The 14351-nt window shown below is 48.2% G+C and carries 19 protein-coding genes; 11 read left to right on the forward strand and 8 right to left on the reverse strand.

The window, feature by feature from the left end; all coding sequences use genetic code 11:
- Positions 1–136 precede the first annotated feature (136 nt).
- The 3 genes from AC0VYQ_RS07355 to AC0VYQ_RS07365 are packed head-to-tail and all read left to right on the forward strand — an operon-like array spanning position 137 to position 2483.
- Positions 137–802, forward strand: a complete 666-nt coding sequence (locus AC0VYQ_RS07355; protein WP_475404649.1) for a GntR family transcriptional regulator — start codon at positions 137–139, stop codon at positions 800–802.
- Between the two features lie 2 nt (positions 803–804).
- Entirely contained in the window at positions 805–1719 is a 915-nt protein-coding gene (locus tag AC0VYQ_RS07360) for a DMT family transporter (RefSeq protein WP_475404650.1), read from the forward strand.
- A gap of 53 nt (positions 1720–1772) precedes the next feature.
- Complete coding sequence (locus AC0VYQ_RS07365; protein WP_475404651.1) at positions 1773–2483, forward strand: DUF554 domain-containing protein; 711 nt, start codon at positions 1773–1775, stop codon at positions 2481–2483.
- A gap of 60 nt (positions 2484–2543) precedes the next feature.
- Here the strand turns inward: AC0VYQ_RS07365 and AC0VYQ_RS07370 are convergent, their stop codons facing one another.
- The 3 genes from AC0VYQ_RS07370 to AC0VYQ_RS07380 all read right to left on the reverse strand — a co-directional run bounded on the left by AC0VYQ_RS07370 (position 2544) and on the right by AC0VYQ_RS07380 (position 4450).
- Positions 2544–3044 (reverse strand): NUDIX hydrolase, encoded by a 501-nt coding sequence (locus tag AC0VYQ_RS07370; protein WP_475404652.1) that lies wholly within the window; start codon positions 3042–3044, stop codon positions 2544–2546.
- A 2-nt stretch (positions 3045–3046) separates the two neighbouring features.
- A complete protein-coding gene (locus AC0VYQ_RS07375) occupies positions 3047–3808 on the reverse strand; it encodes an arylamine N-acetyltransferase family protein (protein WP_475404653.1) in 762 nt (253 codons plus the stop codon).
- Positions 3809–3940: 132 nt separating this feature from the next.
- Entirely contained in the window at positions 3941–4450 is a 510-nt protein-coding gene (locus tag AC0VYQ_RS07380) for a MepB family protein (RefSeq protein ID WP_475404654.1), read from the reverse strand.
- Between the two features lie 105 nt (positions 4451–4555).
- Here AC0VYQ_RS07380 and AC0VYQ_RS07385 point away from each other — a divergent pair, with 105 nt between their 5' ends.
- Complete coding sequence (locus AC0VYQ_RS07385; RefSeq protein ID WP_475404655.1) at positions 4556–5017, forward strand: NUDIX domain-containing protein; 462 nt, start codon at positions 4556–4558, stop codon at positions 5015–5017.
- A gap of 101 nt (positions 5018–5118) precedes the next feature.
- Here the strand turns inward: AC0VYQ_RS07385 and AC0VYQ_RS07390 are convergent, their stop codons facing one another.
- Complete coding sequence (locus AC0VYQ_RS07390) at positions 5119–5526, reverse strand: NUDIX hydrolase (protein ID WP_475404656.1); 408 nt, start codon at positions 5524–5526, stop codon at positions 5119–5121.
- A 30-nt stretch (positions 5527–5556) separates the two neighbouring features.
- Positions 5557–6090: an HAD-IIIA family hydrolase gene (locus tag AC0VYQ_RS07395; protein WP_475404744.1), complete on the reverse strand. Its 534-nt coding sequence runs from the start codon at positions 6088–6090 to the stop codon at positions 5557–5559.
- Positions 6091–6541: 451 nt separating this feature from the next.
- Here AC0VYQ_RS07395 and AC0VYQ_RS07400 point away from each other — a divergent pair, with 451 nt between their 5' ends.
- Positions 6542–7129 carry a GNAT family N-acetyltransferase gene (locus tag AC0VYQ_RS07400; RefSeq protein ID WP_475404657.1) on the forward strand — a complete coding sequence of 196 codons (588 nt, stop codon included), beginning with the start codon at positions 6542–6544 and terminating at the stop codon, positions 7127–7129.
- Positions 7126–7602, forward strand: a complete 477-nt coding sequence (locus tag AC0VYQ_RS07405; RefSeq protein WP_475404658.1) for a GNAT family N-acetyltransferase — start codon at positions 7126–7128, stop codon at positions 7600–7602. The genes AC0VYQ_RS07400 and AC0VYQ_RS07405 overlap by 4 nt, the downstream gene beginning before the upstream one ends.
- 153 nt (positions 7603–7755) lie before the next feature.
- Here AC0VYQ_RS07405 and AC0VYQ_RS07410 read toward each other — a convergent pair whose 3' ends face one another.
- Positions 7756–8808 (reverse strand): C45 family autoproteolytic acyltransferase/hydolase, encoded by a 1053-nt coding sequence (locus AC0VYQ_RS07410; RefSeq protein WP_088836998.1) that lies wholly within the window; start codon positions 8806–8808, stop codon positions 7756–7758.
- A gap of 165 nt (positions 8809–8973) precedes the next feature.
- Here AC0VYQ_RS07410 and AC0VYQ_RS07415 point away from each other — a divergent pair, with 165 nt between their 5' ends.
- The gene (locus AC0VYQ_RS07415) at positions 8974–10680 is read left to right on the forward strand and encodes a methyl-accepting chemotaxis protein (RefSeq protein WP_475404659.1); all 1707 of its coding nucleotides are present in this window, start codon (positions 8974–8976) and stop codon (positions 10678–10680) included.
- Positions 10681–10768: 88 nt separating this feature from the next.
- Here the strand turns inward: AC0VYQ_RS07415 and AC0VYQ_RS07420 are convergent, their stop codons facing one another.
- Positions 10769–11353, reverse strand: a complete 585-nt coding sequence (locus tag AC0VYQ_RS07420; protein WP_475404660.1) for a VanZ family protein — start codon at positions 11351–11353, stop codon at positions 10769–10771.
- 11 nt (positions 11354–11364) lie between these two features.
- Positions 11365–11565, reverse strand: a complete 201-nt coding sequence (locus AC0VYQ_RS07425) for a hypothetical protein (protein WP_475404661.1) — start codon at positions 11563–11565, stop codon at positions 11365–11367.
- Positions 11566–11756: 191 nt separating this feature from the next.
- Here AC0VYQ_RS07425 and AC0VYQ_RS07430 point away from each other — a divergent pair, with 191 nt between their 5' ends.
- The 4 genes from AC0VYQ_RS07430 to AC0VYQ_RS07445 all read left to right on the forward strand — a co-directional run bounded on the left by AC0VYQ_RS07430 (position 11757) and on the right by AC0VYQ_RS07445 (position 14346).
- Positions 11757–12305, forward strand: coding sequence for a GNAT family N-acetyltransferase (locus tag AC0VYQ_RS07430; protein WP_475404662.1), 549 nt, complete (start codon positions 11757–11759; stop codon positions 12303–12305).
- Complete coding sequence (locus AC0VYQ_RS07435) at positions 12302–12544, forward strand: hypothetical protein (protein ID WP_029333604.1); 243 nt, start codon at positions 12302–12304, stop codon at positions 12542–12544. Before AC0VYQ_RS07430 ends, AC0VYQ_RS07435 begins: the two co-directional genes overlap by 4 nt.
- 94 nt (positions 12545–12638) lie before the next feature.
- Positions 12639–12947, forward strand: coding sequence for an ArsR/SmtB family transcription factor (locus AC0VYQ_RS07440; protein ID WP_214765897.1), 309 nt, complete (start codon positions 12639–12641; stop codon positions 12945–12947).
- A gap of 94 nt (positions 12948–13041) precedes the next feature.
- A complete protein-coding gene (locus AC0VYQ_RS07445) occupies positions 13042–14346 on the forward strand; it encodes an arsenic transporter (RefSeq protein WP_475404745.1) in 1305 nt (434 codons plus the stop codon).
- The last annotated feature ends 5 nt before the right edge of the window (positions 14347–14351 follow it).

Consider the following 14351-nt stretch of genomic DNA (forward strand, 5'->3'; position numbering starts at 1 on the left):
TCATTTCGCTATCTTGTATTGCAAGGTAACTATAGCCTATCATTCAATAACATGTAATACAAGGTAGTGAATTAAATTTTCCTGATAATTGAAAAAAACAAGTGCAATCAGCATTGATATGCAATATATTAGTTTTATGGATAACTCAAAAAAGACTCTTAAAATCAAACGGACTTCCTTGAGTCAGGAAGTGTATCAACACTTGCAGCAACAAATCATCACCTTGGAGCTGGCGCCGGGTGAAAAATTGAACGATTTGGAACTGGCGGAACAATTCGGTGTCAGCCGGACGCCGGTCCGGGAAGCACTGAAAAAACTGGAAGAGGAGGGACTCGTCGTCTTTAAACCCGGTTCACGGACGAACGTGACGGCACTGGATATGGTGCAGGCACGCGAGACGTTTCCAATCGTCGCGACGCTCCATGGACTCGCGAGTCAACTGGCGTTTCCGCACATTACGCCGGAGACGTTAGCGATGTTACGCAAGCTGAATACCGAATTTCGGACGGCGATCGGTCAGGAGGATGCCCTCGAGGCGATGCAATGTGATGATGCGTTTCATCATGTCTTTTTACAGGCAAGTCAGAATCAGCAACTGACTGAAACGTTGAGTCGCTTGACGCCGCTCGTCCGCCGGCTGGAGTTCGCCCAGTTCAGCCGGATTGGTAGTTCGTCGGCAGATGACCACGATGCGATCATACAAGCGTGCGAACAGCGGGACGTCGATTTACTCGTCCGGTTGACGAGGCAGAACTGGAATGGGCTCGGTCGCCATATCATCGCAGCACTGAAGGAGGAGTGAAAATGCGTCCGCTCGTACTCGGTACCTTGGCGGCATTGTTTTTTGCCGTCACCTTCATCCTGAACCAATCGATGCAAGGAAGTGGGGGGCACTGGATTTACAGTGCGGCACTCCGGTTTTATTTTATGCTGCCGTTGTTGTTTATAATCGTCGCCTTTCGCCGGCGGGTCGGACATGTCTTCCGGGCGCTCCGCGAAGACCCGAAATTTTGGCTCATCTACGGGACGATCGGCTTTGGCATTTTTTACAGCGGGATTTGTTTTGCTGCCGATCATGCGCCCGGTTGGTTGATCGCCGGGACGTGGCAACTGACAATCCTTGCTGGTCCGTTGCTTGCGCCGTTGTTTCACCAGAAGATTCCCTGGACGGCGTTACGATTTTCCCTTGTCATCGTCGCCGGCGTCATCGTCATGCAACTTGCCGTCGCGGAAAACGTCAGCCTGTCATCGATGCTGTACGGTGTCGTCCCGGTCCTGATTGCAGCGGTCGCCTATCCGCTCGGGAACCGGAAGATGCTCATGCGGTACGGCGACCAACTCGACGTGTTCGACCGGATTCTCGGGATGACGCTTGCGAGTCTTCCGTTTTGGTTCATCTTGACGGCATTTGCATACCGTTCGAGTGGTTTCCCTTCGATGGCACAAGTATCACAGTCGGCACTCGTCGCAATCTTTTCCGGCGTCGTCGCGACGTCCTTGTTCTTTTACGCGACATCGCTCGTCCATCGTGATCCCGTCCGGCTCGCGACAATCGAGGCGACACAATCGTTCGAAATTTTGTTCACCGTCCTCGGAGAAGCCGTCTTTTTACACGCGGCATTTCCGTCAGGTCTCGGACTGCTCGGAATCATCCTCGTCATGCTTGGGATGACACTCCACAGTTTTCGGCAAGCCAGTCCGACTGTCATCTCGGATTGACTTTATTTCAACTACCTTAATTTAAAAATAACTTAGCAAACGAGGGAACAAGGATGGTACTTACAGGAACACTTGTCAACACAGGACTGATCATCGTCGGGACGTTACTCGGTCTCCTGTTTCACAGAATTCCCGAGCGGATGAAAGAAACGGTCGTCCAGGCAATCGGTCTCGCCGTCGTCGTGCTCGGTGTCCAGATGGGGTTGAAAAGTGAGAACTTTTTAATCGTCATCGGTAGTCTCGTCATCGGTGGGGCGCTTGGCGAATGGTTGCGGATCGATGAAAAGCTCAACCGGCTCGGCGAATGGCTCGAACTGAGAATCGGCCGGGGACGCCCGTCAAACATCGCTGAAGGATTCGTCACGGCGACGCTGATCTTCGTCATCGGCGCGATGGGCGTGCTCGGGGCGCTTGACGGCGGATTGCGTCAGGATCACGACGTATTGTATACGAAAGGATTGATTGACGGCTTTACGGCGCTCGTCCTCAGTTCGACGCTCGGCATCGGCGTCATCTTCTCCGCCATTCCCGTACTTCTGTATCAAGGGGCGATTGCGCTCGGTGCCGTCGCGATTACACAGTTCATTCCCGATGCGATCCTGCAACAGTTCATCGTCGAGATGACGGCGACCGGCGGGGTGATGATTTTGGCCATCGGGTTGAATCTTGCCGGCATCACAAAAATCCGTGTTGCCAATCTCCTGCCCGGTATCGTGATGGTGGCCTTGATCGTGACGGGGCTTCAACTGTTCGGGTTCAATTAAAAAACTGCGTCGCTCATTCTGTTGACAACGATTGTCTCCGGGATGAAGGACGCAGTTTTTTTAGTATGTGAGGTGCAGCGCGTCCGCAGGTAAGACGGTCGTCGAATAATCGAGTAACTGATGCTGCTTATAGGTGAATGCGTGTTGACGCGGTGGACCGCTTAAGATGTTCGGTAAATAGTGTTTTAAGTTACTGATAATCCCGATATTGTCCGGATTAAGAATCCAGTCAAGTGATTTCCAGTCGAGAATTCCTTCGCGCGTTGCGCGCGGTGTCGCAAGCGTTTGACCATCCGGTAAGTCGGCGAGGTAGAGATAGATGCCGACTGCTTGTTCAGCGCGTAGGACGGCGGTACCGGCGAACTGGACTTGTGACAGCGTAATCCCTGTCTCTTCGAACGTCTCCCGGACGACAGCGGCAGACGGAGTTTCACCGGGTTCGATTTTGCCGCCGACACCATTCCACATTCCCATCGCCGGCTGCTTTTGCCGGTTGAGCAGCAGGAAGTGATCGTCTTGGCGGACCAGGCAAAGCGTATACGGGTAGGGTACGTCCTGCACGATCAGAACAGCTCCTTTTTCCAACTCGCATACTGTTCGTCTGACGGGACGGGTTGGATCGTTTTCTTTCCATCCGCCCAAGTCGTCAAGGCTTGTTCCGTCAAAATCCGGTGCCCGGTTTCAGTCCGGACGGCAAGTAAACTCCGTTTATTGAACGGGGAGGCGGCATGCTGCTGGATGATTTGTTCGATCGCTGCGAGCTGCTCCGGCAAAAGCGTCTGTTGGGTATAAAAATGGTAGCCGATGATGAACGTGTCGTCGAGTCCTATCCGTTGCATTTCAAGCTGGTACCCGGCACCGTTCGGGGCAATCCGGAAGCTGCCGCTTGGTGAAAGAACGGTCTCACCTGTCAATGGAACAGGGCGTAAGGCGAGATTGATTCCGAACCCACTGTCGACGAGGTACGTCGCGCCTGCATGCTGAAGGAGAATCGCGACATGGGTAGGACCGGTTGCCGACCAGACTTCGTGTTCATTGTCATAGACGGTCGCTTTGACGAGCGCGACATCAAATCCTTTGATCCGCAAAATTTCATAGAGCAGATGATTTAAATCGTAACAGACACCGCCTGCTTGATTGGTGACGAACGTCTGCTCAAGGCGTGCTTCGTTAAAAGGTAACGTCCGTTTCGAGAGGACGGCCTGATTATCAAACGGCAGGTGGTAGGCGAATGCTTCTAATAGAGATGGTAAATCGTCAAACGTAATCGGCCGGTCAAGTGGAAACTGTATCCGGGATGCGATTTTTTTCATGAGAGATGACAACTGAACTCCTCCTTTTTCGGTCTTCTTAGTATGGCATAAAATGTCTGAAATTTAATTAAACTGCCTGATAGTACTGAATCAATTGATTTTCTTTAAATGAAATGAATCGATGAAAAAGGGGTTTTCGGGAAATTAAAGCGAATAACGTTCAACTAGTTCCTCGTTCAACGAATCACTAGCATCGCACATATCGATAAAGTATGGTGCCTGCCATTTTTGAGTTGCGATGGCTTGTTTACTTGTTGGTGTATCCCAGCTCGGATATACACGCATCGCCATCTTCCCTTTTGTTGCATCAGATGAAAGGACATTTTGTTTAAGAAGTACTTCTTTCGGAAAGATAAATTGTCCAAATTCTGTCTCATTTTTAAAAGTCGTGATGACTAATAAATCAGGGGCTTCGTCGTATCGATAGGGCTGATTCTTATTGTTGTCGTCTTTTTCCCAAAAGACCACAAACTGTCCTAGTTTTGTAGGCGTTACATGTCCTATCCGAAAACGAACGGTTTTGGAAAATATTTTAAAAGTCCCAGCACCATAGTTCGCATTTTGTGGTTCTTCTTGAACCCTCTCTAATGGTAAACGATTGGGTTCATAAATGATTTTATTTACATAATTCAGTACTTCGAAAAAATCATGCACGTTTCAGTTCACCTCTCAACGGATTTAAATGGTCTATAGTTAGTATAAAGCTGTATATCACGAATTCTATTTGAAATGGCATTACACGTATAAAGGAGATCATCAATGAGACAGTCTAAAACGAATATAAAAAAAGAGATTCCGATTTTCGGACTGAAGCAGGAAGGGATGCATTATCAAAACAAGGCGAGCGTCTATGCTGTTGTCGTTGATAAGGAACAACAAAAATACCTAAGCGTTCGGACCAATTCACAACATTTCTTCCTTCCCGGAGGTGGGAGGGAAGTCGGTGAAACACCGGAGCAAGCACTTCACAGAGAACTGTTAGAAGAGAGGGGTTATACGATTCGTATCGAAGCACCGATTGGACGGGCCAAACAGTATTTGATAGCACAAAACGGGCAAACCATCCTCAACGATGCGTTCTTTTACGAAGTGACGTTACTCGAGTTGACACAAGCTGCAGTCGAAGTGGATCATCTTCCGACGTGGCTTAGTCTTCAAGATACGGATAAGTTATTTCATGCGCATCAGAGATGGGCGGTCAGGAAAGTCGTCAAACGTTAACTAACGCCATCAAAAGAATTGTTCCGTAAACAAAGGCATCCATCGCTCGGAATCATCCGGCGCGGTGAATGCCTTACTTAATTGTGGAGATGCTGCTACGGTTAAAAAGGGACAAAAAAGGGTTGTTCCGCTTCGTTTAATACTTTGAGGATTCGTTCCCGAAAGTTTGACCAGGTCACCATGTCTAAAATTTCTTCTAAACTAAAAAAGCCAACTTCCAGACTTTCGCTGCTCGTTTGCGGTGTACCACCAATTGCTTTTGCTAGCCAACACGTCGCACACACCTGCTCGCTGACGTTTTGATAGATGCCACAAAATTGAATCACTTCAATGTCAATACGGGACTCTTCTTTCACTTCCCGGATGATTCCGTCTTCGATGGTTTCACCGAGCTCAATAATGCCACCCGGAAATTCCCATCCGCGTCGTGGTCCTTTGATGAGCAGGATTTTTCCTTGTGCATCAAGAACGACGGCACCTGCCGAAAGTGAATGTCTCGGATATGTCATGGTACACCTCCTTTAAAAAATCGTCCTGTTTTAATTTTGCATTAACCAGTGGACGGCATCCGGTAAATCTTCAGCAATGTAATCGATGGAAAGCTTCTCCATTTCATGATGATGGTCGCGTAACGAGACTTCGCCAGCCCCTGTTCGTACTAAAATTTTAATACAACCTGCTTTTGAAGCCGCCAGCATGTCGGTCCAACGATCCCCGATGACGACACAATTTTCTAGAGTTAAATTATGATCTGTTTGTGCTTCCGATAACATACCGATATCAGGCTTCCGACACGGACATCCTTCATGTGGATGGTGTGGACATATGTACACATCATCAAAACCAAACCCGGTCAGTTCCCGTTGAAAGTCGTCAATCGTTGCTAACCCTCTCGAGATGCCGGGCTGATTGGTGAATGAGAACAGTTGGATTCGGGATTTTTTCAAGCGGTTGATTTCTGAAGCGGTATACGGAAACAGTTTAAACTCTCCCGGGTAGTGAATGGTAGAGTCGCCTCCGATGGTACCGTCCTGATCTAAAAATACGGCTTCTATGTTTTTTATCGTGTATATCTCCCGTCATGAATGTAGTCAGTACGTCACTCCATGCCATTAAACATGCTCATTTTTATAACAAATGAATCAGTTTAGAAGAAAAATGAACGCATTAAACATAGTCAAATACGCTAAACATACTCAAAATCACTCAAAATGAGTATGTTTAGCCAGAAATGAGTTAGTTTATCAAAATCAGGCGAGAATACTCCCACCTCTAAGCGTAGCGTAGGTGGAGGTAGTTCAAGAATTGTCGTCTACCTGTTTAGTTATTCCATTAAAAGCTGCCTGTTCCTTTTTTTTACATTATAAGATTGGTGACAACTAACTTGAAATATTTTTACTGTAGCCCGGCTAGAAAAGTCGAAATGATAAATCCTTTGTTTGATTGAAAACAAAGGATCAAGCAGGTATTTTAATGTTTAACGTCTAAAGTATAGCTTTAGACGTACATAAGGAGTGAAAGATCATGTTTACCCATCAGATCACAGAACGACTCGGATTAAAATTAATTGAACGGGAAGATGCCGACGCGTTGTATACGTTAGTCGATGCCAATCGTGATCATTTACGGGAATGGCTCGGCTGGGTCGATGGAGCGACGGGACCTGAAAGCTACCGCGATGAAGTGATTCCGACATGGCTGAAACAGTATGCGGACGGAGACGGATTTGCCTGTGGCATTTATTACGATGGTGCGCTGATTGGGACAATCGCTTTACACGAAATCAATCAGACGTTACGGCAGACCTCGATTGGTTATTATTTGACGGGAAACGGACGGGGGAAAGGGTTGATGACGCCTGTCGTTGCTTTCATTACCGAGTATTGTTTCACGACGTTAGGCTTGAATCGAGTTGTCATTGAATGTGCAGTCGACAATACACGCAGTCGGAAGATACCAGAACGGCTCGGTTACGAGCAAGAAGGGATTTTGCGGGATGCAGAGCGACTTTATGGTACATATCATGATATCGCCGTCTATGCGATGCTTGCGCAGGATTGGCAATCGGCAAGTCAACCAACGGGCGGCATGGAAGTGGGCTACGACAGATGAAAATCCGATTTGAACCGATGTCAGAAGTGAGATATCACACGTATTTACCGACTGCAATTGAAGATTACGCCGCGGAAAAAGTGAAAGCCGGAACGTGGGTGGAAGCTGAAGCAATCGAGCGGTCGACGACGGAATTTCGTCAACTCTTGCCGGATGGACGCGCGTCAAAAGACAATTATCTTTTTTCGCTTGTCGATGAATCGACGGCTGAACCGGTCGGGATGATGTGGTTTCATGTCGTTCAGAAAAAGCAGGGACGGACGGCGTTCATCTATGATTTTTCAGTTGACGCAAGTCATCAAGGAAAAGGGTACGGACGACAGGCGATGGTCGCGCTTGAACAGGTTGCGCGGCGGATGAACATCAAAGTCATCGGGCTTCATGTCTTTGCCCACAATAAACGGGCGATTGCACTCTATGAAACGTCAGGGTACATGACGACGGATCTTCACATGGAAAAACGATTGGATTAATGGAGCCGGTTTGATTTAAACACATAGGCTTATGCTAAAAGAAAAAGTACGGGAGCAGATTTGAAATCTGCTCCCGTACTTTTTTTTAGACGAAGTCCTGCGCTATAGTTGGTTTCTTATCGGAGGGTGTATGTTGCGCTTGCATCGCTTTTTTTAACGCCACGTCTGTAACGTGTTCGCAAACTGGATGTCGGTCTCAAGTTCTCCTTCGATGCGTTTCAGAGCAAAGTCGTTGCCGGCCAACCAGTCGCGGAAATCGAACTCGACCGGCTCTTGGTCACCGCCGAGCGCGAACCAGACCTTCAAGTCCTCCGGGAAATACGCCGACGTATGAATCGTTCCGGCCCAGTGGGAGTAGAGCTCGGAAAAGACCCCTTTATCGGTATCGTTGAGTAGACGGAAGGCAGACTCCGCATCTTGAATCAAGTGCTGGTGCGACTTCATTTCCATCATCCGTCGTTTCGAGTCATCGAGATGGAACCGGTTTTCGTGTTGCAGTAAATCAAAATGATTCGTACAGAGATTCGTCTCCCGGACTTCGATGTCGCGTGCCGTCGCTTCGATGACGAACGAGCGCGCCGACTTATCGTGGACGACGTAGGTGAAAGAACCGCGGTGCGGCAATTCCTTGACGAGCGAAATCGCGTCTTCGACCGATGTACATGTCTCAAGGATGATCCGGCCAATCATGAAACTGACGAATCCGTCTCCGGGGCGTCTCCGGTTGATGAAGTTGTAGCCCATCGCCAGTCCGTGTTCGTTCATCCCGTCCATCCGTCCGGTCACGCGGGACGCGGGTCCGATGATGGCAGACCCGCCGTCCGTCGGTTGGAAAACGGAAAACCGTCCGTCGTAGGTCATCGGATGATAATCATAATTGCGGACTAAAAAATTATCGCCCGTCATGATCGAACAGCCGCTTTTCGGACCTTCGACGCGGTAATGACCAAAGTGGAGCAATGTGTCTTCAAGCGACAGTTCAAGTTCATCCTGGAGTCCGAGGATTTCATCCCACATGTGCGGGACATACCGGAGGAACATTTCTTTTGTTTCGCCCGGGTCAACCTGAAAGCGTGGAACCCGAATCTTCCAGTTGTCTTCCCGGTTATGGAGTAATTCATTTTGTTTGACGTAGCGTCCTTGTTCGCGACCGAACTCGTAATGGGTGCCGCGAAACTGAGTGATTTCATTAGCAACCTGTTGCATGACGACTCATCCTTTCTGCTTCTCGTACTGCCGATTATACCGAACGACTTAACAAAAGTCGTAGCCGACGCATTGGCGGTAACACATCATGGATTGGAAAAATTCCGTAAAAAGAGTCAAACATCGCTTCATTTTACCGATATAGAAAAGTGAGGGGGAAAATGGATGAAAAATTTGACAGTACGAAGAAAGATTCAAGTGTTGGTTGCGACAGCACTCGTCGCGATGGTCCTGATTACGAGTGCGAGCATCTACTTTTTAAATCAGATGGCCAATGCATCTGAAGCGATGTATGAAGAAAATTTAATTCCCGTTCAAGAAGTCGGGAAGATTCGGATTGATACCCGGGCGCTCGATTCGTTCCTCGTCGAGATGATGTTGACGAAAGATCCGGCACGTCTCGATGAACTGGAGGGCCAAATCGATCAACGCCAAGCACAAATCCGGACGGCGGTCGACAAGTTCGAGCGGACGGCGAACATTGGTGCCCGTGAGGCGAAGCAGCTTGAAGAACTAAACGATTACATCATCGCCTACGACAATGGACTCAGTACGATTCAAAGTTTAGCGATTGAAGGCAATAAAGAAGAAGCCTATCAAACATACTCTACTGGTCTCGAACAAGTTCGGGATCAAGTCGCTGATACGGCAGCAAGCTTGATGAAATCGATGACGAATCAAGCGAAGTCGATCAACGAACAAAATCAGGCAGAGAAACAGACAGCCTTTTACTTAATGGCGGCAATTTTCATCGGATCGTTGCTTTTGTTTGCGATTTTAGCGATTTACATTATTCGCTTAATCACGCGACCGATCCGTTCACTCCAAGGCTGGATGGAACAGTCGGGTGATGGTGATTTGACGGTACGTGGTGATTACAATTCAAAAGATGAACTTGGTCAATTAACAGCATCGTTCAATACGATGACGGAACAGTTGCATCATGTCATCGTCGAAATGACGGGAACGTCGAACCACGTCGCGAAAGCATCGGACGAACTGAGTGCGAACGCGGAAGCGACGACGAAAGCGACGGAACTCGTCGCCGTGACAATGGAAGAAATCGCGAGCGGATCGACACAACAACTAGGTCAGGTCTCGGGCGCGTCACGAACGGTCGAGGAATTGACGTCCGGCATCCGCCAAGTCGCGCGGAATGCGCAACAGATGTCTGACGTGACCGGCGACGCGATGGGGAAAGTCGAGCAAGGCAGTCAAGTCGTCGACAAACTCGGCCGACAAATGGAACAAATCAATACGGACGTCACGGAACTTGGACACGTCATCGTCGGACTCGGTGGTCGCTCAAAAGAAATCGGGCAGATTACAGCGTCGATCACGGGCATCGCCGCGCAAACGAACTTACTTGCCTTAAATGCAGCGATTGAAGCGGCACGTGCCGGGGAGCAAGGGCGCGGATTCGCCGTCGTCGCAGCAGAAGTCAAGGCGCTCGCCGAACAATCGGCGGTTGCGGCGAAGCAAATCGAAGGATTGATTCAAGTCATTCAGCGGGAGACGGAACATTCCGTCGTCTCGATGGAGAAGGTATCAGGCGAGATGACGAGCGGGATTCACGTCGTCGCAGCAGCGAGTGATTCGTTCAAGGAAATCGAGCGCTCGATCGTCGACGTGACGGATCAAGTCGAAGAAGTATCCGGTGCCGTTCAGGAAATGTCAGCTGGCAGCGAACAGATCGCGGCCGTCATGCGGGAAATCCAGGGCGTCACGGAAAGTGCTGCTGCCGGAACAGAGAACATTTCAGCGTCGACGGAAGAACAGATGGCATCGATGCAGGAAATTTCATCGGCCTCGCAGTCGCTTGCGACGATGGCAGAGGATTTAAAAGGACTAGCGGACCGGTTTCAAGTTTGAATCGATTTTGGATCGTGAAATATAAGATCATACAAAAACGACGGATGCGACGCTGTTACAGCGAAAGGCATCCGTCGTTTTATATGGGTTACGAAATCTTAGTGTTGTCCGTTTGCTTAGGGAACTGGTTGAATTTCGTCGGCATGAAGTGGATGACGCTATAGGCGATGAGCATCCCAAGCGCGCCACCGAGTGTATTCAGCAATAAATCATCAACGTTGAAGGTACGGCGGAACAGCAGACCGGCATAACTGAAGACAAATTGCAGCGTCTCAATCACAAAGCTCGTCAGAAAAAGGAACAGCAACCCTTTTGTGAACCGTATTTTGAAAAGGAAGACAAGATAGACGCCGAGCGGCAGGAACAAAAGGAAGTTATAGACAGTCAACTTTACTGAATTCCAAAAGAACCAATTGCCTTGCTGTCCTGCAATCATCCAATCGTTGATAAAGTGGAAAGGGCGCAACTGAATTTCGATTGATCCTGCTTGCGGAGGGAAATAAATGAAACCGATTGTCAAGTGGACGACGACAATCGCGTACACGAGAAAGCTGTACATGATACTTCTTTTTACTAAGTGATTAAATGCCTGTCTTCTGAAATCAAATCCAGCATACATTAATAATCCGAGTAGTCCGAACAAGGTGAAAACGGGAAATGAGATGGCTGACATATAATTCTCCTTTAGATTGATAAATCGTCGCCCTTAAGATTGGACGCGTTTCGTCTTTTTTGTTTCCATAACATGAATGCGATGATTCCTGTCGCGATAAGATAAAACACACCATAGAATTGCTGCATCAAATAAGGCAAATCAAACAGATGGATGACGCGAAATCCAGCTACAAGCATGGGGCATAAGATGAATGCTAGTTTTGTATTCAAGCACATCTACCTCCTAGACTATTGAATCTGTGAAATGGGAATAAAAGACCAAAAATAGGATAACACAACAAAAACTCATTCGTCTTTCATTATTAGGAATTAACATTGTTTTTGTGGAAAAAGCAGGGATTTTGAGTGGGAGTGCCGTAATATGCATTTAAGGACAGTAAATGAAAATCGGAGGAATGAACATGACTTTTCCTGTTTTACAAACGGAGCGATTACAGCTCGTCGAAGTAACAGACGACCATGCGGAAGCATTATTTGAATTCTTATCGGACGAGGCGGTGACGCGCTTTTACGGGATGGACCCGTTGACATCTGCCGAACAAGGAACCATGATCGTCAAGTCGTTCGACGACACCTATAAAACAAGACGCGGCATCCGCTGGGGGATGGTCGAAAAGGAAACCGGAGCGTTCATCGGGACGATCGGCTTTAATCACTTGAGTGAATACAGCAAGAAAACAGAAATCGGTTTCGAATTAAGTCCCGCTTATTGGGGGAAAGGCTATACATCGGAAGCGGTCCGGGTAATTTTGCGGTATGCGTTTGAAGAACTTGATTTATTCCGTGTCGGAGCCGTCACCTTCCCGGATAATGTCGCGTCAATCCGTCTCCTCGAAAAACAAGGATTCGTTCAAGAAGGAAAGTTACGCGGCTATCTTTATCAAGGTGGACGTTCGCATGATGGGTGTTTGTTTTCGATAATTCAACCGGACTGGGTGGTGAAATCATGAAAACACCGCAACGGTATTTCAACATACTTGGACTTTTCCTGATGGGCGGTATTTTTTTAACACTGGTGACGATGCCGGTCGCGATTGATAAAACCGGGCACCTGCACATCGACCGGACATTGTTTTTACATGATGAAAAATTGTTGTCCTTCACCGTCTTCTTTTTGATTGCATTCGCGCTTTATTTTTTGGTCGTCAATCTACCGGCGTTCACATCCTTTACACAGAACAAAAAATAATCTTTTAAAAATCATTGAATAACGAGCTAGTTATATAATAGACTGGTTATGTTAGAACACGTGGCATAGGAAAAGAGGAGGAGGCGAGGGGCCATTGAACACAGACGTCGAAACAGTCAGTGCCTATTTGAAATTGCTGAGTGACGGAATCCGGCTTGACATGTTGAATCGCCTGCAAGAGCGTGAACACTGTGTCTGTGATTTCGTCGATGTGTATGGCATATCCCAGCCGGCAATCAGCCGGCATTTGAAATTATTACGGCAAGCGCACATCATCTTGGAACGACGCGATCGTCAGTGGATTCATTTTCGGCTTAATCCGGACCATTCACACTATGCATTGCTCGTGACGATTTTAGCAACACTCGAACGACCGTCCTTGACGGAAGGAAATATGTGCTGACCGGAAAGGTCACTTTTCGGTTGGTCGACAGCGTTCTTATATAACAAGGTTGTTATGTGAAGTTGCTGAAATTAAAATTTTTTATAGAAATGAAGTGACGATTTTGACTGGAACACACGTACTTGCGATTGGAATCTTTTTAATCACGTTATTTTTAATCATCAAACAACCGAAAGGTCTCGGGATCGGTTATTCGGCGATCGGGATGGCCATCATCGCCTTGCTGACCGGCGTCGTCAAACTTGACGATGTCGCGACCGTTTGGGGCATCATCTGGAACGCGACGTTTACCTTTATCGCGTTGATCATCATCTCGCTGATTTTAGACGAGATCGGCTTCTTTGAATGGGCCGCCTTACATATGGCACGAATCGCCAAAGGCGGCGGATTGAAATTGTTCATCTACATGACGCTGCTTGGGGCAGGGGTCGCTGCCTTGTTCGCAAATGACGGCGCCGCGTTGATTTTGACACCAATCGTCCTCGCGATGGTCCGGCACTTAAAGTTACCGGATTATGTCGTCCTCGCGTATGTCTTCGCGTCCGGATTCATCGCCGATACGGCAAGTCTGCCGTTCGTCGTTTCGAACCTCGTCAACATCGTCTCGGCCGACTTCTTTGACATCGGCTTTACGGACTATGCGGCGCGGATGGTCTTCGTCAACGTCTTTGCGGTTTCCGGGAGTTTACTCGTACTTTATCTTTATTTCCGTAAGAGTATTCCGAAGACTTATGACGTGACACAACTCGTCGCACCACGCGCGGCGATCAAAGATCAGCGAATGTTCAAATTATCATGGGTGGTCCTCGTGCTGCTTGTCGTCGGTTACTTCACGAGTGATCTTATCGTGATTCCCGTCAGTCTCGTTGCCGGCGTCATCGCCTTGTTCTTCTTACTGATGGCCCGCCGATCACCAAGTGTCCCGACGAAACGAGTCATTGCCGGTGCACCATGGGCAATCGTCTTCTTCTCACTCGGGATGTACATCGTCGTTTACGGTCTGCAAAATGCCGGTCTGACTCAATTTTTAGCGGACATCATCGATGGGTTTGCGACAAATCTCGCCGCCGCGACGTTCGGGATGGGCTTCCTCGCTGCCCTTTTGTCATCAATCATGAACAACATGCCGACCGTGATGATTGATGCACTCGCGATCGATCTCAGTCAGGCAACAGGATCGATCCGGGAGGCCTTGATTTATGCCAACGTCATCGGCTCCGACTTAGGTCCGAAAATCACGCCGATCGGGAGTCTTGCGACGTTACTTTGGTTACACGTCTTACGGACGAAAGGTGTTAAAATCGGGTGGGGACAATACGTTAAGATTGGAACGATTTTAACGGTTCCGACGCTTGCGATCACCTTACTTGGTCTTTACATCAGCTTGTTACTTTACTAAGGGGG

This window comes from Exiguobacterium sp. QJM3NY_9 (assembly GCF_056173545.1).

Coding starts and splice junctions, on each gene's coding strand:
- AC0VYQ_RS07355 (WP_475404649.1), top strand. CDS start 137: ATGGATAACTCAAAAAAGACTCTTAAAATCAAACGGACTTCCTTGAGT.
- AC0VYQ_RS07360 (WP_475404650.1), top strand. CDS start 805: ATGCGTCCGCTCGTACTCGGTACCTTGGCGGCATTGTTTTTTGCCGTC.
- AC0VYQ_RS07365 (WP_475404651.1), top strand. CDS start 1,773: ATGGTACTTACAGGAACACTTGTCAACACAGGACTGATCATCGTCGGG.
- AC0VYQ_RS07385 (WP_475404655.1), top strand. CDS start 4,556: ATGAGACAGTCTAAAACGAATATAAAAAAAGAGATTCCGATTTTCGGA.
- AC0VYQ_RS07390 (WP_475404656.1), bottom strand. CDS start 5,526: ATGACATATCCGAGACATTCACTTTCGGCAGGTGCCGTCGTTCTTGAT.
- AC0VYQ_RS07400 (WP_475404657.1), top strand. CDS start 6,542: ATGTTTACCCATCAGATCACAGAACGACTCGGATTAAAATTAATTGAA.
- AC0VYQ_RS07405 (WP_475404658.1), top strand. CDS start 7,126: ATGAAAATCCGATTTGAACCGATGTCAGAAGTGAGATATCACACGTAT.
- AC0VYQ_RS07410 (WP_088836998.1), bottom strand. CDS start 8,808: ATGCAACAGGTTGCTAATGAAATCACTCAGTTTCGCGGCACCCATTAC.
- AC0VYQ_RS07415 (WP_475404659.1), top strand. CDS start 8,974: ATGAAAAATTTGACAGTACGAAGAAAGATTCAAGTGTTGGTTGCGACA.
- AC0VYQ_RS07420 (WP_475404660.1), bottom strand. CDS start 11,353: ATGTCAGCCATCTCATTTCCCGTTTTCACCTTGTTCGGACTACTCGGA.
- AC0VYQ_RS07430 (WP_475404662.1), top strand. CDS start 11,757: ATGACTTTTCCTGTTTTACAAACGGAGCGATTACAGCTCGTCGAAGTA.
- AC0VYQ_RS07435 (WP_029333604.1), top strand. CDS start 12,302: ATGAAAACACCGCAACGGTATTTCAACATACTTGGACTTTTCCTGATG.